Raw genomic sequence first — 21,653 nt, 5'->3', positions numbered from 1 at the left:
TTTTGCTTTGTTTACATAACAAAATTATTGTATACCCAATCTTTTTTATTAAATAATAGCATAGGTAGTTTAAAAATGTAAGTTAGTCATTTATTCTTTATTATTTCCTTAAAACGACGCCTTTTCTCGCTAAATCTGCCCTTTCTTTATTTTTTTCTGTTAAACTAAACGTATTAAGTCTATGAGGAGCGTGCGTATATGGATTATCTGAACACTTATAAGCGGTTGCTAGCATTGGCAGATGCTGGTCTTTTTTACGGGAAAGATGCTTTTGATCAAGAACGTTACCAAGAACTACGAGAACTTACGTTACAACTTATTAGCGCAACCGGACACGAAGCGACTGTCTTGCCCGACTTAGAAAAAATCTTAACTAAAGAAGAAGGTTATCCAACACCGAAAGTAGATGTTCGCGGTTTGATAAAAAAAGAGAATCGTTTTTTATTAGTTGAAGATTTACGGACCAAAGAATGGTCATTACCTGGTGGCTATGCCGAAATTGGCTGCTCTCCTAAAGAAAATATTGAAAAAGAAGTATTGGAAGAAACTGGCTTAGTTGTTACAGCAAAAGAATTGCTTGCTGTTTATGATACAGATAAACGAAAAGACATTCCTCAACTATTTCAGTACTATAAAATGATCTTTTCTTGTGACATTCTAGAAAATCATCCCTTTGAAAAAAACATTGAAACCTCGAATTGTGCTTATTTTTCTTTAGATAATCTCCCCTCTCTTTCTATCAAACGAACAACGAAAGAGCAATTAATGGCATTAATGAACCAAACAACTGGAGCGCTTAGTGACTAACAAAAAGGATGAAGAACTTCTGTTCTTCATCCTTTTTCTATTATTAATTACATATTTTCTAAAGCGGCTTGGGCTAATAAGTTTAAGTAGTTCCAAGGGCGATCAAAATGTGGTTGGAAGAAGAAATCAGAAATCGCTAAATCTTCGACAGTCATTTTATTTTGGACCGCTAATGATAAAGTATTGGCAGATTGTGTGATATCATATTTAGACATCAATTGACCACCAACAATGCGTTGTGTTCCTTTTTCATAGACTAATTCCATCAGAACTTTTTCAGTTGTTGGCATAAACTCTGGACGATAGTTATCTTCGAAAACAGTCGCTTCGACATCTAGTCCGTTTAATTTGGCACTTTCTTTTGTCACACCTGTTGAACCAATTTTCCAACCGAATAAATATAAACCAGAAGTTCCCTGTGTGCCACGATAAGCCAATTTTTGTTCAGTCAAATTACGACCTACTAGCATACCTTGACGAACAGCATTCGTTGCTAATGGGATATAATTTTTTGTTTGACTTGGGTTGTAGTGAACAACTGCACTATCACCCGCAGCAAAAATATCAGGATTGCTTGTTTGCATATACTCATTGACTTCGATTGCACCGTTTGGTAACATGTCAACTTTATCTTTTAATAATTCTGTATTTGGACGGAAACCTACACACATAATCACCATATCTGCTTCGAATTCTTGACTTGGTGTAATAACTTTTGCTACTTTTCCTTGCTCATCTGCTACGAATTGTTGGACATTTTCACCTAAAGCTAAATTAACGCCACGATCAACTAATTCTTTTTCTAGAACATCTGTGAATGGCTTATCTAAATATTTATTTAAAATGCGGTCTAACCCGTCAACTAAAGTGACTTCTTTACCAGATTCTACAAAGGCTTCTACTAATTCAATACCAATATAACCGCCACCAACGACAACGACACGTTTGGCATCTTTCGCTTTTTCGATGATCACGTTGGCTTGTGAATAGTTTTTACATAATAAAATATTTTCAGCATCAATTCCTGGAATTGGTGGAATAATTGGCCAAGAACCAGTTGTCATCACTAATTTATCATAAGAAACGGTCTCAGTTGCGCCCGTTTGTAAGTTTTTCGCTGTAACAGTTTTGTCGTCCACGTTGATTTCTTCAACATTGTGTTCTATCTTCACTGTTGCTCCTAAAGAAGCCAGTTCTTCTGGATTTGAATAAAATAAATCAGCAGCATTTTTAACTACGCCTCCAACGTACAAGGCAATTCCGCAAGATAGGAAGGAAATATTGTCATTTCTTTCATATACAGTGACTTCCGCCTCCGGGTGATTTGCTAAAATACTTTTAACTGCTGAAGTTCCAGCATGGGTACATCCTACGACTACGACTTTCATGTTGTAAATCCCTTCTTTCACAATCTTTGTTTTGCAGAGGTGACGTCTCCCTCTGTCTGTTTAAAATATATCAGAGGAATCAAGCTTATTCGAGTTCTATGCTTGTGAATCGCATATAAAAAAATTCACAAACTGTTGCTAATTCTTAATAATAGCTAGTTAATTTTTTGTTTTTAAGAATTTAAAAGTCAATAACCACACAAAAAAACAAGCATAAGAGTGAAAACTCTTACGCTTGTGAAATTTGCCTAGACAAGTGACTTATCTTTTGATAAATTTTTAACAGTATGTAATTTTTTACACATTCTCCTGTTGTGCTTGTTGGCAATCTGGACATAATCCATATAATTCTAAACGATGTTCATTAATTTCGAAGCCTGTTAATTTACTAGCGGCCATTTCAACGTCCTCTAACCCTGGATAATGAAAATCAACGATTTTACCACATTTTTGACAAATCACGTGATAATGTTTCTTCGAACTAAAATCAAAACGACTAGATGCATCGCCATAACTCATTTCTTGAACGAAACCGATTTCAGTAAATAAACGTAGATTGTTGTAAACCGTTGCTACACTCATATTTGGAAAATGATTTTCTAATGCGCGATAAATTTCATCAGCTGTTGGGTGTGTATGATTTTCGATTAAATATTCCAAGATAGCATAACGTTGCGGAGTAATTCGGATATTGGCTTCTTTTAATTCAGCAAGTGCATTTTTAACCAATACGTTGTCCATCTTTGTATCCCTCCCCTGTCTATCTTTCTTAAATAATACTATTTCTTATTACGATTGACAAGAATTATTGTAGGATTCTCGTGGAAAAAACGAGCATTTTACTAAACTAAGAGAAATGCTCGTTTTTTGGTGTGTTTTTTATTCTGGAAATTCGTAAAGAGCTGTCGAAAGATAACGTTCACCATTATCTGGAACCAGCGCTAAGACACGTTTGCCTGCGCCTAATTCGACTGCCAAATCAATGGCCGCTTTAATTGCTGCCCCTGCTGAGATCCCCACAAGGATGCCCTCTTTTGGCCCCATTAAACGAGCAGTTTCTAACGCGTCTTCACTAGAAACGGCGGCAACTTTTTGATAAACAGTGGTGTCTAAAACTTCTGGGACAAAACCAGCGCCTATTCCTTGGATTTTATGTGGACCTGGTTCGCCACCTTCTAAAACAGGCGACTCCGTTGGTTCTACTGCAACAATTTCAATATCTGGAAAAATCCGTTTCAATTCATGGCCAACTCCTGTAACGGTTCCTCCAGTGCCAACACCAGAAACAAACGCATCTAAGCCACGTTTACCAAAGACATCAACAATTTCTTTTCCTGTTTTTTGTTCATGTACCATTGGATTAGCTGGATTATTAAATTGCAAAGGCATGAAGTACCCGTGTTCTTCTGCTAAGGCTGTGGCTTTTGCAATTGCCCCTTTCATTCCTTCGGTACCAGGGGTTAATAATAAATTAGCCCCATATGCTTGCATCAATTTGCGGCGTTCAATACTCATAGTATCTGGCATCACAATCTTAACTGGATATCCCAACGCAGCACCTACCATTGCTAACCCAATGCCTGTATTACCACTAGTCGGCTCAATAATCGTTTGTCCAGGTTTTAGGCGACCATCTGCTTCGGCTTGTTGGATCATGCTTAAAGCAATTCGATCTTTCACACTGCCACCAGGATTAAAGAACTCTAGTTTAACAAAAACCTCTGCAGCTTCTTCTGGTACCATCCGTTTTAATTTCACAACTGGGCTTTGACCAATTAACTCTGTTACTGATTTTACATAACCTTTAGTCATAATCCTACATCCTCCAATTTTACAAACAATATAACAATTCTTTCTCTAAGCATAGCTCAAAAAAACGATTTCTACCAGAAAAACGAATTTTAGTTTGTGAAATATTAAATAAAAAAACGAATTATACTCATCCAATAATTGCTGCTGGCCCTACCTATTTTCACGATAAAAGACCTTACAAAAACTACTGCTTTTGTAAGGTCTTTCTTCAACTAAATAATTGCAAAATTAACCGATTTGGATGGTTTGACCCACCGATAAAACAGAATCCAATGTTAATCCATTTAGTGACATTAAATTATCAACTGTCGTTCCAAAACGTGCAGCAATGTCCCACAATGTGTCGCCGTTTGCGACAGTGTAACTTTGACTAGCTACAGTTTCTGCTGTTGCTGTTGCAGAAGCCGCTGTATCGATTGTTGTATCAACGGTTCCCGTTGTATCTGAATAACTAGTGGTTTGAGCGACTGGTGCTCCCCAATCATATTGAGTTAAATTATATGCTTCAATTAACCAATTCAATTTTTCGGCATAGCCTGGATCAGTTGCATAACTTCCAGCTAAAGCGGCTGTTGCATCGCGATAACTGCTAGTATTACTCTTCCAAACGCCTGAATAATGGTATGTATCCCCAAAAGCAGTGGAACGAATAACATTGGCATGATCTTGGAACGATTCCGCATAAGAATTATAACTTCTAAATGCTGCTGTGACGGTCACCCATTGTCCGTCTAAATATTCTTTTGTTGGCATATAAACAGATTGTCCATTATAACTTCCTTTTACACCAAACAAGTTATAATTCGGTGCAGATGCTAACCCAGAACTACCATAACTACTTTCTAGCAACGCTTGAGCAATCATGACGGAAGCATACATATCATTGCTATTGGCAACGGCTGCTGCTGAATTTCCGATTTCATTAATAAATGCTTGCTGGCTTGATTCTGCTTGGGCAGGTACCGCAGCACCAACCACAGGTGCTAAAATCATTGAAGTCCCCGCAACGGCGGTAGCACGTTTATAAGCTTTTTGCTTTTTAAGAGCTTTTTGAATATGTTTACTACTTCTTGTTAACTGTTCGCTCATTCATTTTTCCTCCTCACTGTCTCACTTTTCTATTTTACCGTTAATTTCCTATTGAAACAAGAAATAAACGTATTAAATTTTGAGTTTTAAAATTTCTGTAATGTAATTGAAATCTTGTTTGTATTTAATTAACCCTCTTCACACTTGTGAAAACAACCACTTCTTCTTTTCAATTTGATGAGATTTTTGTTATTTATCCTCTTACTTTTCTTTATTTATTGTGATAAAATTTTTAATGGACTTGTCACTTTTTGAACAAACTTTATAGGAGAAGTCTGTTTTTGTAATCAAAATAACTATTGCCGAGTAGTTGTTGTATTACAAAATGAATTACATAGAAATGTAGGTGGTTAGATGAAGAAACAACAATCGGGTTTAACAAATCAAGTGACGTTTTTATTAGCGTTAACTTGCGGGGTCGTGGTCGCCAATATGTATTATATTCAACCAATTGGCACCCAAATTGCTCAGGCCTTTCAAGTCAGTATTGGTTCTATTGGTTTTGTTACTATGCTGACCCAATTAGGCTATGCGCTAGGATTACTTTTTCTTGTTCCATTAGGCGATGTCGTTGATCGTCGCAAATTAATCATTCGAGTAGCCGCGCTCTCCTCGCTGTCTCTAAGTGCTGCGTTTTTTGCACCAAATTTTCTCCTTTTTGCACTCTCTTCTTTTTTTATCGGGCTGCTCTCTATTGTCACCCAAATTATTATTCCTTATGCTGCGGTCATGGCGGGACCAGCGAACCGTGGTAAAGTAACAGGTCGAATGCTGGGCGGACTATTGACAGGAATTTTATTGTCTCGAACGATCTCGGGTTTCATTGCTAGTGCAGCTTCTTGGCGAACAGTCTACTTAATCGCCGTAATATTCGTGTTAGCATTGGTCGTTCTACTTCAATTAAAATTGCCCAAAACACCGATACATACTCAAACTTCAAATCGATTAACTTATTTAGGTTCTTTGAAAAGTCTTCCTAAGCTAATCAAATCGCAACCTTTGTTAAGAGAAGCAACTGTCAATGGCTTTTTTATGTTTGCAACCTTTTCAATCTTTTGGTCTACATTAATTTTCTTTGTTAGTAGTCCAGCTTATTATTGGGGACCGAAAGAAGTCGGTATTTTAGCAATTTTTGGTTTATCGGGAGCATTCGTAGCACCCATCATTGGTCGTCTATCCGATTATTATCCAGAACGGAAGATTGTTTTGATTGGCCTGTTGATGCAGTTCGGTAGTTTTATCTTACTTTTTCTAGGTGGAACACATGTGGTCTTACTAATCTTAGCAATTATTGTTTTAGATATCGGTACTCAATTTGGGCAAGTAGCCAATCAAACACGCGTCCAAAATTTGGGAGAAGAAGCCAGCAATCGTAACAATACCGTCTTTATGTTTTTCTATTTCATCGGCGGTTCACTGGGTTCATTGATTGGTACACTAATGTGGCAAAATTATGGATGGTCCGGGGTTAACTTTAACTGGTATTGGGTTCCAATTGTTCGCATTATTTTTTCACTTTATACTCTTTGCTCCCAAAAAGAAATGAAGCAAAAAAACCTGAATGCTATCACAAGCATTCAGGTTTTTTAATGTTTATTTATAGTGATTTATAGGTATTAACCACATTTTCAGGAGTAAAGCCGAATTTTTCAAGAACTAGACCGCCAGGTGCAGAAGCGCCGAAGTGATCAATTGTAATTGTTTTGCCTTCCGTTCCTACATAGCGTTCCCAACCAAAGCTTGCTGCAGCTTCAATCGCCACACGTTTTGTCACAGCTTTAGGTAACACACTTTCTTTATATTCAGCAGATTGTTTTTCAAATAAATCAAAACTTGGCATTGACACGACAGATACATCGATGCCTTCTTCCGCTAATTTCGCTTGTGCTTCCACTGCTAGATTTACTTCAGAACCAGTCGCAATTAAAATCCCTGCTGGTTGTTCACCTTTTTGTGGTGACAATACATAAGCACCTTTTTGAACAGAATCAGAAGCGTGTTCTAACGTTCCTTCTAAAACAGGTAAGTTTTGACGACTTAGAACTAAAATAGTTGGAGTTTCCGTAGAAGTCATAGCAATTTTCCAAGCAGCAACAGTTTCATTGCCGTCTGCTGGACGAATCACATGAACATTTGGAATGCAACGAACACTTGCTAATTGCTCAATTGGTTCGTGTGTTGGCCCATCTTCACCCACCGCAACAGAGTCATGCGTTAAGACGTAAGTTACAGGAACTTTTTGTAAAGCGGCTAAACGGATTGCTGGACGTAAGTAGTCAGTAAAGACGAAGAATGTCCCGCCATAAACATGGCTACCACCGTGTAATTGAATCCCGTTCATTGCTGCAGCCATTGCAAATTCGCGAACACCAAACCAAATATTACGGCCTTCGTATTGACCAGGTTCGAAATCTTTTTCTGCAGCAACCATTGTATTATTTGAGGCAGATAAATCGGCTGAACCGCCCCAGAAACTTGGAACAACTTTTGAAATAGCTTGAATCGTTTCTTTACTTGTTACACGACTTGCAGCACTTGTTCCTAGTTCATATTTAGGTAATTCTTGTTCCCAACCTTCAGGTAATTGGTTGGCAAAAGCTTCTTTAAATTGTTTGGCTAATTCTGGATGCGCATGTTCATAGTTCTTAAACATCTCATTCCAAGCCTCTTCAGCTTTTTGGCCTTCGTCAATCATCGTTTCTTTAAAACGAGCAGCGACTTCCTCTGGCACAGTAAAGTCAGGATATTCCCAACCATAAACAGCTTTAGCCGCTGTAATGCCCTCTTCGCCAATTGGCGCGCCGTGAACGGAAGAAGTTCCTTCTTTTGGTGCTCCGTAACCAATGACTGTTTTAACTTCAATCAATGTTGGTTTATCCGTTTCAGCTTTAGCCGCTTCAATCGCAGCCTCTATTTCATCTAAATCATTGCCATCTTTAACTAAAATATGTTGCCATCCGTATGCTTCATAACGAGCCCCAACATTTTCAGTAAAGGCTTTAGAAGTTGGTCCATCTAATGAGATGTCATTTGAATCGTACAAGACAATTAATTTACCTAATTTCATATGACCAGCTATTGAACTTGCTTCTTGAGAAACACCTTCCATTAAATCGCCATCACCACAAATTGCGTACGTATAATGATCCATAATAGGGAAACTATCACGATTATAAGTTGCAGCTAAATGCGCTTCAGCCATTGCCATACCAACAGCCATAGCAATCCCTTGTCCTAGAGGTCCTGTTGTTGCTTCAACACCATCTGTGTGGTGCACTTCTGGATGCCCTGGTGTTTTACTATCCCATTGACGGAAATTTTTCAAATCGTCAATTGTTACGTTGTATCCTGATAGATGTAATAAGCTGTACAACATTGCAGAGCCGTGGCCTGCTGAAAGTACAAAACGATCACGATCAACCCAGTTTCTAGAAGTTGTTGGGTTCACCTTTAAATGTTTTGTCCAAAGTGCATACGCCATTGGGGCAGCACCCATTGGTAAACCAGGATGTCCTGAGTTCGCTTTTTGTACGGCTTCAATACTTAATGTCCGGATTGTATTAACGCCCAATTGATCTGTCTTGTCAAACAAAAAAATCATCTCCTAATTTAGGTTTTTTTTACCTTTATTCATAGTGTAGCTTATTTCGACAATGAAAGCAATTACTTTCTGTTGTGAAGTCCTTTTTCACGTTGAATTTGTTTTAGTTTTTCAGGAGTCACATCGGTCCCTTCTTGATCCACGACCTTCATTCCTTCGATATGGTGACGCATCCCTCCACGAAATGCTTCTAAATACTCTTTACGTAATTCTTGTTGTTCGACTTTTTCTTTCGCACTAAGTTCTTCCACTTTTGCTTTATTCGCTAATTCATTTATACGGGCAATTTTTTCTTTCGATAACATCAAAATCCCTCCTTACTCTCACTGTCTATATTATAAGAACTGCCTTAAAAAAACAACTATATTCTGATATTTATAAAACACGAACGCTTGTTTGATTTCGTTCGCATTTTATGGTACACTAATTTTATCAATTGAAAGAAGGTGCGGGTTTTGGCGAAACGTACAGAAACAAGACAATTAGAAGTACTTAAATATATATACGAACAAGTCGAATTAAAGGGTTATCCGCCAACCGTTCGCGAAATTGGGAAGGCTGTTGATTTATCCTCAACTTCTACCGTTCACGGACATTTAGCTCGTCTTGAAAAAAAGGGTCTAATCTTACGTGACCCAACAAAACCGCGAGCAATCGAATTAACACCAGAAGGCTTGGAAAAGATCGGAATTCAACCAACAACTATTCCGATGTTAGGTGTCGTAACTGCTGGTGAACCAATTTTAGCGGTGGAAGAAGCATCAGATTTCTTCCCGTTACCTCCTGATTTACGTACAGAAGAAAATACTTTATTTATGTTGACGATTCGAGGAGAAAGTATGATTAACGCAGGTATTCTAGATGGCGACCAAGTGATTGTTCGTAAGCAATCGAATGCCAATAATGGCGACATCGTAATCGCAATGACCGATGAAGATGAAGCAACCTGTAAACGATTCTTCCGAGAAGTAGATCATATCCGCTTGCAGCCTGAAAATGATGCATTAGCGCCTATTCTTTTAGATAACGTTACAATTTTAGGTAAAGTTGTTGGTTTATATCGCAATCATATTTAATAAAAAAGGAAGTCACTCCGTTGAGCGGCTTCCTTTTTTGCTTGTTAACAAGTAAATAGCCTTTTGAGCTTCCTCGATAACCTCTGCTTCAGTTTCTACAGAAAGTAGATAATTTAAAGCTTCTAAACTTTGCTCGGGTTCTCTTTTTGCGAGCTGACCTAACGACCAAGCAGCTGTTCCGCGAATGACAGGACGCTGATCATTTAAACAGAGAATAATTTGTGGGATAGCTTCACGGCCGCCCAAATTCGCTAACGCAATTAAAGCATTCCGTTGCAATGGTTTTTTACCACGCCAAGATCCTGCTAAGTGTCCGAATTGCTGTTTAAATTCTTTATTGGAAATAGTTAATAACGGTGCCAATTTGGGATAAACTTCTTCAATCTTTGGTTCCATCTCTTCATGAAAATGAAAATCTTTTCCTTTATTATAAGGGCAAACCAGCTGACAAATGTCGCAACCATAAATGACGTTACGCATTTTTTTCCGATACTCTTCAGGCATCATGCCTTTTGTTTGCGTTTGATAAGACAAACATTTTTGAGCATTCATTCGACCGTCCCCTAACAAAGCCCCTGTAGGACACCCTGTGATACAACGAGTACAATCACCGCAACCATTTGGAACAGGTTCATCTGGTTCAAATTGAATGTTGGTGGTCACCTCACCTAAATATACAAAGGAACCAAATTCTTCGGTAATCAGTAGACCATTTTTACCAATGAATCCTAAACCCGCCCGCTGAGCAACAGCGGTGTCAACATATTCGCCAGTATCTACTTGTGGCCGAAAGCGCCAGTGTTCTTTTTCTGCTTCAGTGGCAGCTTGCTCTTCAATAAAAGCAATTAATTTTTGCAACCGATCCTGCAAAATGTGATGATAATCAATTCCCCAAGAGGCTCGCGCAAATTGTCCACGCTTTTCATCTCTAGGCATTTTTTCCTGAGCTTTGGTGGGATAAGCTAAAGCAATGGAGATAATACTTTTAGGATGCTCAAACGTTTTTTCTGGGTAAATTCGTTCTTCCACATTTTGATGTTCAAACCCCGAGTTATATCCTCGCTCTCGTTGTTCATGTAGAGAATCTTCTAATTCAATAAATGGTTCAGCATGAGTAAAGCCGATTTTATCGATGCCTAAACGTTGACTCTCTTGAATAATTTTTTCTTTCAATGTCGGCATTGCTCATGCCTCCCTTCATTTTATTATTTATCGTTTCGATGATACGTTTCATAGTCATGTGCATAGAGATTTTTCTCGTCCACGACGCCGGGAACAGTGGCAACTTTTTCCCAAACAGACCAGTCAATTTCTGGAAAGAAAGTGTCGCCTTCAAACGTTTCATGAATCATCGTCCGATATAAGACATCGCATGCGGGAATCAATTCTTTAAAAACGACAGAACCTCCACCAATAACGGTCACGCCTTCATACTTGTCAGCATACGCAAGAATTTCCTCTACGGAATGCATAACCAAAACGCCTTCAGCTTGGTAATCCGGATTACTGGTAAGAACAATCGTTGTTCGATTTGGTAACGGACGACATCCCATGCCTTCGAAAGTTGCACGTCCTAAGACCAATGTATTATGAATTGTTTTTTCCTTGAAAAATTTCAAGTCGTTGGGTAAATGCCAAGGCAATTTGCCTTCTTTACCAATCACTCCTTGTTCATCTTGGGCCCAAATAGCTGCTAACATAGCTTCTCTCTCCTTTTTTATACGGCAATCGGCGCTTTAATCGTTGGATGTGGGTCATAGCCTTCTACTTTAATATCTTCCATATCAAAATCAAAAACAGAAGCCTTGTCTGGATTCAAAACGAGCGTTGGGAAAGAACGAACTTCTCGTGATAATTGTTCTTGCATTTGTTCCACATGATTTTGATATAAGTGGGCATCTCCTAGCGTGTGTACAAACTCCCCCACTTCTAAACCTGTTTCATGCGCAATCAGATGTGTCAATAAAGCATAGCTTGCAATGTTAAAAGGAACACCTAAAAAAACATCGGCACTGCGCTGATAAAGTTGACAGCTTAATTTTCCTTCATTTACATAAAATTGGAACATAGTGTGACAAGGCGGCAACGCCATTGAAGGCACATCTTCTGGATTCCAAGCGGAAACAATTAAACGGCGAGAATCAGGATTGGTTTTAATCATTTCAATCACATTAGCTAATTGATCGATAAAGCTACCATCTTTGGTTTCCCAGTGACGCCATTGCGCACCATAAATATTCCCTAATTCACCATATTTTTCTGCAAACTCTGCATCATTTAAAATGGCGTCACAGAATTTTTGATGTTCTTCTTTGTATTGTTCTGCAAACGCTGGATCTTGTAAGACACGATGCCCAAAATCCGTCATGTCTGGTCCTTGATAATCTGCGCTTTTTACGTAACGTTCAAACGCCCATTCATCCCAAATATGATTATTTCGCTCTAACAAATAACGAATATTCGTGTCGCCTTTTAAAAACCACAATAACTCACTTTTAATCAAGCCAAACGGTACTCGTTTGGTTGTTAGTAAGGGAAATCCTTTGGCCAAATCAAAACGCATTTGATAGCCAAATAAACTATACGTACCAGTTCCTGTACGGTCTTCTTTAAAATGACCTTCTTCTAAAATCTTTTTTCCTAGCGCTAAGTATGCTTCTTCCATCTTATTCCCTCCGTCTCTTAATCCGCGTATTCACTCAAGTATTCCCAACGATTCATTTTTTCTTCTAACAATTGTTCCGTTGCTGTTACTGCTTCTTGCAATTCTTGTAAACGAACAAAATCATCACCCTGATGATTCATTTCTTCAGTTAATGTTTCTAATTTCGTTTCTAATTGTGTGATGTCTTCTTCAATTGTTGCCCACTCTTTTTGTTCCATATAAGTCAGCTTTGTTTTTTCTTTCTTTTCTGTCGATGCTTCTTTTACTGGTTTATTGAGCGGTTTTTCTTTGACCTTTTCTTGTTCTTTTTGGTTCGCCAAATATTCACTCATTGTGCCATAAAATGATAGGATCTGAGCATTTCCTTGAAAAACTAACAATTTATCCATTGTTTTATCCAAGAAATAACGGTCATGAGAAACCGCAATTACCGCTCCTTTGAACGTTTGAATATAATCTTCTAAAATGGTCAACGTATCAATGTCCAAATCGTTGGTTGGCTCATCCAATAATAACACGTTAGGCTGACTAATTAATAATTTTAAGAGATATAACCGGCGTTTTTCTCCACCAGACAGTTTGCCAATCAGTGTCCCGTGCATAAAACGAGGAAATAAAAAGCGCTCTAACATTTCAGCGACCCCAACGCTGCTTCCATCACTGCGTTTCACTTCTTCTGCTGCTTCTTGCAAATAAGCAATCATCCGTTGATTAGGATCCATTTCTTCGTTTTGCTGGGTATAATAGCCAATTCGGACGGTTTCACCGATACTATATAGGCCACTCTCTAAAGGAATGCGGCCAGCTAAAATATTTAATAACGTGGATTTGCCTGCACCGTTTTTACCAGTAATGCCAATTCGATCGTTTGCTTGAATGAGTAAATTAAAGTCTTTCAAAAGCTGTTTATGATCAATGGCATAATTTCCTTCCTTGATTTCCAGAACTTTTTTCCCTAAACGCTGCGTGGCAAAGTCTGCTTCTAAGGTGCCATTGGTTTGTACCTGATGCAAGTTTTCTTTTAAATCCTGAAACCGATCAATTCTTGCTTGCTGTTTCGTTCCTCGTGCTTGAACGCCTGCTCGCATCCACGCAAGTTCTTGTTTGAAGAGGCGTTTTCTTTTTTCTTCTTGTTCTACAGCGACACGTTCACGTTCGGCTTTTTCCATTACATACATTTCATAGTTTCCTTTGTATTCATACAGTTTTCCAAAAGAAAGTTCGAAAATCCGATTGGTTACTCGATCTAAAAAGTAGCGGTCATGGGTCACCATTAAAACCGCGCCACGATAGTTATTTAAAAAGTTTTCCAGCCATTCAATCGTTTCATAATCCAGATGGTTCGTTGGTTCATCCAATAACAGTAAATCAGGCGCTTCAATTAAGACTTGCGCCAAGCTTACTCGTTTTAACTGCCCACCAGAAAGCTCACCTATTTTCTTTTCCAATGTGGGAATACCTAATTTTTGTAAAATAATTTTTGCATTGGTATCTGCTGTCCAAGCATCTTGTTTATTCATGGCTTCTTCTGCTTGCGTGTAACGTCTTTGAACCCCTTCGTCTAAACCATTCTCACTTAAAGCAACTAACGCTAATTCATAATTTTTGACCGCTTTTATGATCGGGCTGTCTCCCTGAAACACGGCTTCTGCAATCGTAATATTCTCGTCAAATGTTTGATTCTGGGAAAGGTACCCAATTTGATAATCACTTGGCTGCTGAATTGCAGCAAGATCACCATCACCGCTATCTACGCCAGCAATAATATTTAATAAACTGGTTTTCCCTGTGCCGTTAATCCCAATTAAACCAATGCGATCTTTTTCATGAATCAAAAAAGAAAGATGATCAAATAGTGTTTTTTCCCCATATGTTTTGGTTAAATCTATTACTTTTAATTCTTTCACCGACACTACCAACTCCTTCTATTTTGGTCTTGCTTATTGTATCAAAAATCAGCGTATGCGGCTACCAAAAAAATAAATTATAGACGTTCAGAATAATCTTCGTCAAGAGAGAATTTCATATGTAGCGAACCTTAACCTTGGATAAAAATTCAAACCCGTTTTGTCTAAGGTTCTGTATGTTCTTTATTTTCTTGATAAATAGCCTCGAGCAAGCTCCCAAACATTGTCTTCATAATTACTAAAAACTGTGTATATATCTTTTCCCAAAGGATTGAACAGTGAAATACAGGAAACACCGGGATCACAACCTTCAATATAAATATGCGTATGATTTTTTGTTGGATTTACCAACCAAATTCCAAGTCCATAATGTTCTTTTCCATTTCCTGCATGTTTTTTAATCATTTCTGAAATGCTCTTTTCAGATAAGATTTCATAGGAGAACAGTCCATCCCAAAAGTTACAGTTGTTTCATTCAGGACTAAGATGCCTTGCATATTACGACTTGTAGATAGATATTATGTACACTTTGTTATCCTATGTTCATGATTTTTAATTTTAAACAGAGTGATTGTAGTTTGAATTAACTGCAATCACTCTACTTTTTTCTAATGTTATTTACTAATTAATTACCATTAAACACTTTTTTCATAAATTTGTTATATGAATCTTTGAAATGTAATAATCTAATTCCTAATTCGTCTGAGAAATCCCAAGTATCTACTATCAATTGAGGATAAGAAGCTATAATTTTTTTATAGATTGTGGATTTTCAACAGAACTAACCATAGAACTAATTTCTGAATAGATTAGTTTTAATTGTGTTTTTTGAACATCATCAGATATATTACATCTTTTATCTAATTCATTTAACAACTCCTTGCCTTCATTTTTTAACTTTACTTGATTTGTACTAAATTGTTTAGATTGGGAATATACCATTATTTCGCACCACCTATAAATCGTCTCTATTTAAAATAAAATCAAGTAGTAGATTGTATACTTTCACTGAGTTCTGCCCATTCATTATCTGAAAAGCTAGAAAATTCCAGACCAACAATCTCACTGTCTTCATTTAGAAATAAAGATACATGGTTAGACATTTTTACAACAGAATCTATCTTTTCTTTATCTAGCTTAAAATACAACCTTTTATATTCCCTAGATATTTTAAAACCAGATTCTTTAGTTATAATCGAATTTCCATTAAAAATATCTGTTTGAATTACTGGATTTTTTTCTGTATACTCATCAATAAATAAATTAGACTCCTCAATATCATTGATGGCTGTTAATACTACTTCTACAATTTTCTGTGTAACAGAATTGATTTTAAGCTCAACGAAGGATTCGTGTTCGTTAACGAATCTATAATAATAAAATTCTCCTAAACTATACTTATCATCATTTTCTGAAAATGATACCGTGATTGGGACATAATAGTCAACTTCCATATCATCTTTGACTAGTTTATCTTCATAACTTTTAATTTTCATAATTTGCTCCTTCCATAGTTAAGGCAGATATACAGCATGTTTAATAACTGGTAATTGTCCTGCTTCTCTAGCCGGACTAAATATTAATTCCCAATTATCTATTATTATTTTAGCATTAAATTTTATCCCTGTAGAGGTAGCTTGTTCTACAGCACCTTGAAAACTCCTTAATAATTGTTGTTCGGTAAGTTTTTGTCCATGAGATAAATTTCGAGTTGAATATTCTACCATGTGCTTGGTTCCGTTTGGATTTACCCACAATTTTCCCCATTAACACTCATTTCGAACGATTTAGGAATAGTAGTTCCTTCTCTTGGAGGTTGTGTACCTTTAATATCATCCCAGACTGTATTTGTAGACCCATTGACTTTCTTATAAGTCACAGTTCCTGTGCTTTTATTTCTATCTAATACATAATTTTTTCTGTTTTTATTGCTAGTTAAGGCGTCGTTAGCGGAACTTCTCCCTTTTTTCACATTCCCTACATTATCAAGTCCGTCCAGTCGTGAAGCGGCTTTATTTCCATAATATGAGCCTAAAACGACATTTCCAATCTCCGTAAGCGTTCCAGACCATGCAGTATACTTGAATTTATTGGCTTCTCTTTGACTAATTTTCTTTCCTGTATAAGGATTAATGCCTATATTTGCACAAGCAATGGTTTTTCTGCTGATTTCTTCTAGACTGTCGGTTTTCTTGATTAGCTCTATTTTTGGTTTGGCTGTTTCAAGAACCGTAGAAGCTTCTTTTTTAATTTCCGTGAAGTAACTTTTATCCACACCACTTGGCAAGGTGTAGAGACCGTTGCTTTTGACAGTTGTTTCATTCAGGACTAAGATGCCTTGCATCGCCAACTGCATTTCCTCTAAGCTAGTGGCGAACAGGTTTTTAGTTTGTCGATCAAACTCATTGAGCTTTTGTATTTGCTTGTGGAGTTTGTCAATGTCTTGAAGGTTGCGACTTGTAGATTGGTATTATGTAAGTTTTGTTATCGTGTATTAATAATTTTTAAATCCAGGTTCTATATTTATTTTAAACAGAGTGATTGCGGTTTAAATTGACCACAATCACTCTGTTTTTTCTGATAGATATATTTTGTTAGCTATTGACAACTGGATTGATGAACCTATATCCTTACTATCAAGGCCTTATTATTTAATTATCAATCAGTAAATCGTCTTTTTTTATATGATTTACATTAATTCTTTTAAAGCATAGAATACTTCATCTCTAATTTGTTTTTCGCTATAGTACACATTAGGTAATTTCAAATCTTCTGTATTATCAGAAAATCTAGCTGACATATCAGAAATATTTCCTAGAACTGTATATTCTTTATTCGACAATTCATCATAATCTATTTCTAAATCAAAAATTTTCATAAACTGATTTGTAAAATGGTTAATTTCTATTTCTCCAAGATTCAAACCATTTAATAAATAATATAGTTGCTCTTTTTTTGTCATTATAGTTTCCTCCAGTATTATTGTTTTGATACTGCTGGTAATGGGCCCAATGGACTTCTGTCATATTTAAAGTGATAAACAGTGTTTGTTGGTTTATCATAAAGCACTTCAAAATTATACTTCTTGTCATTAATATAAATTTTACTATAATACATTGTCGCACTAGAACCTCTGGGGTCAGACATTGAGATACCACCATTGATTACTTCTTTCAATGTTTGAGCTGGAACTGCTCTATCAGGATTAGCCATGTGCTCGTTCACTTTGTTTGTATAGTTAAAGATATCTTCTCCAGAAAATTTAGCCTCAGCACTCTTATTCCTATCAAGCGTATAAGCCCGTCCATTCTTACTTCCTTTTAAGCCATTACTCGTGCCACCAGTTTCGTTAGAGAATGTCTGGGTACTTCGGATTGCTGCGGTACTTGAGCCTAACATCCACAGGGAATCCCACACACCTGACTCTTGGATTTCATCCATGACTCCTTGACCTTTTGACAGGAGACCTAATCCCAAAACTCTGTCATCTTTTTCAAAGTAATTATAGCCTTTTTTCTGCTGATTATTGACTCGGGTAGTCAGTTCCTTTGGCGTCAATTCTACTACATCTAAGTCATATTTTTTTACTAGAGAAGCCAAGTTTCCTGATAGTTTTTTCTCGTCTATTCGGTAGGAATAGCCGTCCTTTTCTAGCATGTAATAATTGAAACCGTTCTTTTTATCATGAACATAAAGAATGGTGCAACCCGCTAACAGCTGTTTGTCAGTGACTTCATTTTTAGTATCTTTTTTAATCTCCGTAAAGTAACTTTTATCCACACCACTTGGCAAGGTGTAGAGGCCGTTGCTTTTGACAGTTGTTTCATTCAGGATTAAGATACTTTGAATATTACGGCTGTTAGTTTGGTATTATGTAAATTTTGTTGTCGTGGATTTATGATTTTTAATTTTAGATTCTGTATTTATTTTAAACAAAGTGATTGTAGTTGAATCAACTACAATCACTTTGTTTTTTGATAGATATAGCTATATTTTATTAGCTATTGTCAACTTGATTAGTAAGTCACTACTTACAATTCAAAGCTCTATCATTTAACTGACAATCAAGTGATAGTGTTTTTTCAGTTCTCTATATTAATTAAAAAGTTTTTTCCAAAACAAATATTCCCTACCTCTTGATCATCACGATAAATTTTCAAATAGTGATCTGCTTTTTGTAAACTTGAAATATCTTTTAATTCAATAGAAATCATATCCATTTCTTTATATTGCAAAAATACATTAATCCTTTGCTCATACGTATATATAAACATTGTTAAGTTGAAATTTTCATTACTTCTTCGGTATAAAATATCTCCATCTTCTATATTTCCTGTTAAACTTTGTCCTTCTGAATAGAATAGTTCCATTAATTCTAAATCATCGTATTTGATGTCCATTTCCACTCTTCCTTACATAATAATTATTTGGGTATAACTGTTACGACTTTACCACTATCATTAGTGATGACTTTAACATCTTTAGTTTCAAAAGACCAAGTATTGGGTCTGTTTCCTTTCAATTTCGTGCCATTTTGAATAGCCTCTTCTACTACAAAGGGCGGTATATTTCTTGGCTTTATATAATTGTTGACAAATTTATTATATGGATCAGATCCTGGAACTAAATCGTTATTTTTAGCAATTTCTTGAGCTCTTGTTCGCAGTTGTGCTCTGATTTCAGGAGTATGAGGAGCCATTCTTTCTAAAGCATGTCCTGAATAATCACGCCCATTTATATTTGCTCCATTTTTATTTAAACTCCAAGATATATCATCAATATTTTTATTCCCACTGACTTTCTTAGAAAAAGTCTGCGCATTCCTTACCGACGCAATGCCCATTCCTAACATCCACAGGGAATCCCACACACCTGATTCTTGGATTTCATCCATAACTCCTTGGCCTTTTGACAGGAGACCTAATCCCAAAACTCTGTCATCTTTTTCAAAGTAATTATAACCTTTTTTCTGTTGGTTATTGACCCGGGTAGTCAGTTCCTTTGGCGTCAGTTCTACTACATCTAAGTCGTATTTCTTTACTAGGGAAGCTAAGTTTCCTGATAGTTTTTTCTCGTCTATTCGGTAGGAATATCCGTCCTTTTCTAACATGTAATACTCAAAGCCGCGTGATCTATCATGAACACGAATAATCGTACAGCCTTCTAATAATTGTTTGTCAGTCACTTCATTTTTAGTATCTTTTTTAATTTCCGTAAAGTAACTTTTATCAACACCACTTGGTAAGGTGTAGAGGCCGTTGCTTTTGACCGTTGTTTCATTCAGGACTAAGATCCCTTGCATCGCCAACTGCATTTCTTCTAAGCTAGTGGCGAATAGGTTTTTGGTTTGTCGATCAAACTCATTGAGCTTTTGTATTTGCTTGTGGAGCTTATCAATGTCCTGTTGCATGCTTTCTGCCATCTTAATAAAGGTCCGTTGGGCATTTTGTAAGAGTTCATAAATTCCTGGAATTGGCTGACTATGGGCTAATGTGGCGACTGCTCTAGCAGAATCGTGCAATAATTGTTGATTGGCTTTCATGATTTTTATTTTTAATTTGAGTTTGTCTTCATCTAAAAAGCCCTCACTGGCAATAAATGAATCCGCAGCGTTGTATTTGACCAAATCACTTTGGACGTTATCAACGGCGGCAGTCATTCGATGAATCGTCGGAATCACTAATTCTGAAAATAGCCCTTTTCCCGCATTATAAGCAGCGCCAGACAATGTATGACCGTCGATGGCTGCGATTAGTTGCTGACAACCAGCTGTTAGCTCACTGGTGGTTGTTCGGGCAACTGCTAGGTTGCTGGACAGCGCACGCATCATTGCTGAAGAATCGCTACTGGAGTAGATTAATCCCATGACAACCGACTCCTTTCTCTTTGGAGCTGTAGTCGTTCTTCATTCGATTGTGCGGTTGCTTTTGTGTATCTTTGACTTAATTCATGTGTCTGTTGTTGTAAAAAGCCCTTTAAATAGCGTTGTTTTCCAGAGAGCTCCTCTTGCTCCCAACGCGTAAACTTACCGCCTTTATGAATCACTTCTGCATTGAGTTGCTCAAGTTCGCGAAAATTTCTAGTTAGTTCATACTCTAGTGTACCAAAAATGGTTTGGATTTGCTTCTTTTCCTTCGACAATTGATCCATCGCTCGTTCTTTTTCGACAATCTGTTCCGCATAGTTCCTTCTTAATTTTTCATTCGTATCCTTTTCCATCGTTTCTCCTTATTTAAACGTTGTTTGGCTATCTCTAGCCGCCATCGTTGCCGCTAATTTGGGGAATTTATTAGCTTGTGCGTTGACACCATTGACTACTTTTGCTAATTTATTGAGCAGTTGATTACTGACTTTAACCCCTTTTTTCATACTTGAAATATTGCTTTCTCCTAAATGACATGTTTGATTTTTACTCACAGATACATTCTTGATCCCGGCAATTGCCTTTTGGGCAGTGCCTTGATTGGATGCGATTTTTACCATCAGCTTCCTCCTTTAATTATTATATAAAAAGAGCATTCAAAAGAATGCCCTTTCAATTCATTAAAAATCAGAAGAAATTTCTTACTCTTCTGATTCTTCATGTGCTCGAAACATCTGATTATATCTTTCTTCATCTTCTTGATTATCTCTAATGACTTTAGATAAAGTGAATGAAGAAGAAATTAACCCTGCCAATCCCATTAAATAATATCCCTTTACCATTAAAGGCTCCTTTAATGTATAAAGTCCCACCAAAATTAATACCACAAAGAACAGAAACGAACCCCATGCTAACATCACAAAAGCTGGTGTGTTTCGATAAGCTTTTTTCTTTAAATGATTATTCATTTTCCCCTCCAACAACTATAATTATTTAAAAACCAAATGAATGTGCATCCTGTTGATCTCGTTGTGCGACAGTATCAGCGTATTTGTTCAATTGTTGATTGATGCTAATAAGTAATTCTTCCATTTTTTTCACGTTACCCTCTAATTGATTATATTGTTCCAAGTACGCTTGAAATGCTTCGCCTTTCCATTGTTGCGAAATTTGTTGATTCATTGAATTAACTTTGCGAATTGCATTGTTAATTTGATTCGAGGCTTGTGCGTAAACTTTAGCTTGACTCTTAAGTTGTTCTGGAGTTACCGCAACTGTCCCTACCATTTTCACCACTCCTTTTTAATCGTATATTTATTATTACAATAATTAAATTGTACACACAAACACCACATAAATAAAGGTTTTTTTAACGAAATATTAAAAATTGTTATTAAATAACGTTTTAGGCATATATCAAGAAATATAAACAAACGTTGCGAATA

At 36.8% G+C, this 21,653-nt stretch carries 24 protein-coding genes and 2 pseudogenes; 3 read left to right on the top strand and 23 right to left on the bottom strand.

The window, feature by feature from the left end:
- The first annotated feature begins 198 nt into the window (after positions 1 to 198).
- Positions 199 to 807, top strand: a complete 609-nt coding sequence (locus IGL23_RS06650) for an NUDIX hydrolase N-terminal domain-containing protein (protein ID WP_002357557.1) — start codon at positions 199 to 201, stop codon at positions 805 to 807.
- A gap of 47 nt (positions 808 to 854) precedes the next feature.
- Here the strand turns inward: IGL23_RS06650 and IGL23_RS06645 are convergent, their stop codons facing one another.
- The 4 genes from IGL23_RS06645 to IGL23_RS06630 form a co-directional block, all read right to left on the bottom strand.
- Complete coding sequence (locus IGL23_RS06645) at positions 855 to 2,195, bottom strand: NADH oxidase (RefSeq protein ID WP_430619693.1); 1,341 nt, start codon at positions 2,193 to 2,195, stop codon at positions 855 to 857.
- A gap of 297 nt (positions 2,196 to 2,492) precedes the next feature.
- Entirely contained in the window at positions 2,493 to 2,936 is a 444-nt protein-coding gene (locus IGL23_RS06640) for a Fur family transcriptional regulator (protein ID WP_430619687.1), read from the bottom strand.
- A 138-nt stretch (positions 2,937 to 3,074) separates the two neighbouring features.
- Complete coding sequence (gene cysK / locus IGL23_RS06635; protein WP_033594719.1) at positions 3,075 to 4,007, bottom strand: cysteine synthase A; 933 nt, start codon at positions 4,005 to 4,007, stop codon at positions 3,075 to 3,077.
- A 228-nt stretch (positions 4,008 to 4,235) separates the two neighbouring features.
- Positions 4,236 to 5,096, bottom strand: coding sequence for a glucosaminidase domain-containing protein (locus IGL23_RS06630; protein WP_002357562.1), 861 nt, complete (start codon positions 5,094 to 5,096; stop codon positions 4,236 to 4,238).
- Between the two features lie 354 nt (positions 5,097 to 5,450).
- Here IGL23_RS06630 and IGL23_RS06625 point away from each other — a divergent pair.
- Positions 5,451 to 6,642, top strand: a pseudogene (locus tag IGL23_RS06625) (MFS transporter).
- A gap of 51 nt (positions 6,643 to 6,693) precedes the next feature.
- Here the strand turns inward: IGL23_RS06625 and tkt are convergent.
- Both tkt and IGL23_RS06615 read right to left on the bottom strand, forming a co-directional pair.
- Entirely contained in the window at positions 6,694 to 8,688 is a 1,995-nt protein-coding gene (gene tkt / locus IGL23_RS06620) for a transketolase (protein WP_033594717.1), read from the bottom strand.
- 71 nt (positions 8,689 to 8,759) lie between these two features.
- Positions 8,760 to 9,002: a DUF896 family protein gene (locus tag IGL23_RS06615; protein WP_002384502.1), complete on the bottom strand. Its 243-nt coding sequence runs from the start codon at positions 9,000 to 9,002 to the stop codon at positions 8,760 to 8,762.
- 150 nt (positions 9,003 to 9,152) lie between these two features.
- Here IGL23_RS06615 and lexA point away from each other — a divergent pair, with 150 nt between their 5' ends.
- Entirely contained in the window at positions 9,153 to 9,773 is a 621-nt protein-coding gene (gene lexA / locus IGL23_RS06610) for a transcriptional repressor LexA (RefSeq protein WP_010825248.1), read from the top strand.
- A 12-nt stretch (positions 9,774 to 9,785) separates the two neighbouring features.
- On the opposite strand, the gene queG is transcribed toward lexA, so the two are convergent.
- The 17 genes and pseudogenes from queG to IGL23_RS06525 all read right to left on the bottom strand — a co-directional run bounded on the left by queG (position 9,786) and on the right by IGL23_RS06525 (position 21,495).
- Positions 9,786 to 10,955 (bottom strand): tRNA epoxyqueuosine(34) reductase QueG, encoded by a 1,170-nt coding sequence (queG, locus tag IGL23_RS06605; protein WP_002369389.1) that lies wholly within the window; start codon positions 10,953 to 10,955, stop codon positions 9,786 to 9,788.
- A gap of 23 nt (positions 10,956 to 10,978) precedes the next feature.
- Positions 10,979 to 11,473, bottom strand: coding sequence for a trimethoprim-sensitive dihydrofolate reductase (dfr, locus tag IGL23_RS06600; RefSeq protein WP_002360302.1), 495 nt, complete (start codon positions 11,471 to 11,473; stop codon positions 10,979 to 10,981).
- Positions 11,474 to 11,490: 17 nt separating this feature from the next.
- Positions 11,491 to 12,438: a thymidylate synthase gene (locus tag IGL23_RS06595; protein ID WP_002357569.1), complete on the bottom strand. Its 948-nt coding sequence runs from the start codon at positions 12,436 to 12,438 to the stop codon at positions 11,491 to 11,493.
- A 17-nt stretch (positions 12,439 to 12,455) separates the two neighbouring features.
- On the bottom strand, positions 12,456 to 14,345 hold the full coding sequence (locus IGL23_RS06590; protein WP_033594825.1) for an ABC-F family ATP-binding cassette domain-containing protein: 1,890 nt from the start codon (positions 14,343 to 14,345) through the stop codon (positions 12,456 to 12,458).
- Positions 14,346 to 14,528: 183 nt separating this feature from the next.
- Positions 14,529 to 14,750, bottom strand: a complete 222-nt coding sequence (locus IGL23_RS06585; protein WP_016617329.1) for a hypothetical protein — start codon at positions 14,748 to 14,750, stop codon at positions 14,529 to 14,531.
- 339 nt (positions 14,751 to 15,089) lie between these two features.
- On the bottom strand, positions 15,090 to 15,287 hold the full coding sequence (locus IGL23_RS06580; RefSeq protein ID WP_016617328.1) for a hypothetical protein: 198 nt from the start codon (positions 15,285 to 15,287) through the stop codon (positions 15,090 to 15,092).
- 41 nt (positions 15,288 to 15,328) lie between these two features.
- On the bottom strand, positions 15,329 to 15,841 hold the full coding sequence (locus IGL23_RS06575; RefSeq protein WP_016617327.1) for a hypothetical protein: 513 nt from the start codon (positions 15,839 to 15,841) through the stop codon (positions 15,329 to 15,331).
- Between the two features lie 18 nt (positions 15,842 to 15,859).
- Positions 15,860 to 16,072, bottom strand: a complete 213-nt coding sequence (locus tag IGL23_RS06570; RefSeq protein WP_016617326.1) for a hypothetical protein — start codon at positions 16,070 to 16,072, stop codon at positions 15,860 to 15,862.
- Positions 16,073 to 16,092: 20 nt separating this feature from the next.
- Positions 16,093 to 16,695 (bottom strand): hypothetical protein, encoded by a 603-nt coding sequence (locus IGL23_RS06565; RefSeq protein ID WP_050443321.1) that lies wholly within the window; start codon positions 16,693 to 16,695, stop codon positions 16,093 to 16,095.
- A 339-nt stretch (positions 16,696 to 17,034) separates the two neighbouring features.
- Positions 17,035 to 17,307, bottom strand: coding sequence for a hypothetical protein (locus IGL23_RS06560; protein WP_016617324.1), 273 nt, complete (start codon positions 17,305 to 17,307; stop codon positions 17,035 to 17,037).
- A 17-nt stretch (positions 17,308 to 17,324) separates the two neighbouring features.
- Positions 17,325 to 18,194 (bottom strand): annotated as a pseudogene (locus IGL23_RS06555) (hypothetical protein); the annotation flags it as partial.
- A 233-nt stretch (positions 18,195 to 18,427) separates the two neighbouring features.
- Positions 18,428 to 18,745, bottom strand: coding sequence for a hypothetical protein (locus tag IGL23_RS06550; protein WP_029742320.1), 318 nt, complete (start codon positions 18,743 to 18,745; stop codon positions 18,428 to 18,430).
- 23 nt (positions 18,746 to 18,768) lie between these two features.
- Positions 18,769 to 20,211, bottom strand: a complete 1,443-nt coding sequence (locus IGL23_RS06545) for a T7SS effector LXG polymorphic toxin (RefSeq protein ID WP_033594712.1) — start codon at positions 20,209 to 20,211, stop codon at positions 18,769 to 18,771.
- Positions 20,202 to 20,564, bottom strand: a complete 363-nt coding sequence (locus IGL23_RS06540; protein ID WP_016617320.1) for a hypothetical protein — start codon at positions 20,562 to 20,564, stop codon at positions 20,202 to 20,204. The genes IGL23_RS06545 and IGL23_RS06540 overlap by 10 nt, the downstream gene beginning before the upstream one ends.
- A 9-nt stretch (positions 20,565 to 20,573) precedes the next feature.
- Positions 20,574 to 20,828: a hypothetical protein gene (locus tag IGL23_RS06535; RefSeq protein WP_016617319.1), complete on the bottom strand. Its 255-nt coding sequence runs from the start codon at positions 20,826 to 20,828 to the stop codon at positions 20,574 to 20,576.
- 81 nt (positions 20,829 to 20,909) lie between these two features.
- Positions 20,910 to 21,176 (bottom strand): YiaA/YiaB family inner membrane protein, encoded by a 267-nt coding sequence (locus tag IGL23_RS06530; RefSeq protein ID WP_033594710.1) that lies wholly within the window; start codon positions 21,174 to 21,176, stop codon positions 20,910 to 20,912.
- A gap of 25 nt (positions 21,177 to 21,201) precedes the next feature.
- Complete coding sequence (locus IGL23_RS06525; RefSeq protein WP_033594709.1) at positions 21,202 to 21,495, bottom strand: WXG100 family type VII secretion target; 294 nt, start codon at positions 21,493 to 21,495, stop codon at positions 21,202 to 21,204.
- Between the last annotated feature and the right edge of the window lie 158 nt (positions 21,496 to 21,653).

This window comes from Enterococcus sp. MSG3299, assembly GCF_050555765.1.
In the GTDB taxonomy this organism is placed as follows: domain Bacteria; phylum Bacillota; class Bacilli; order Lactobacillales; family Enterococcaceae; genus Enterococcus; species Enterococcus faecalis.
This window is presented reverse-complemented; position numbering and strand designations above follow the sequence as displayed.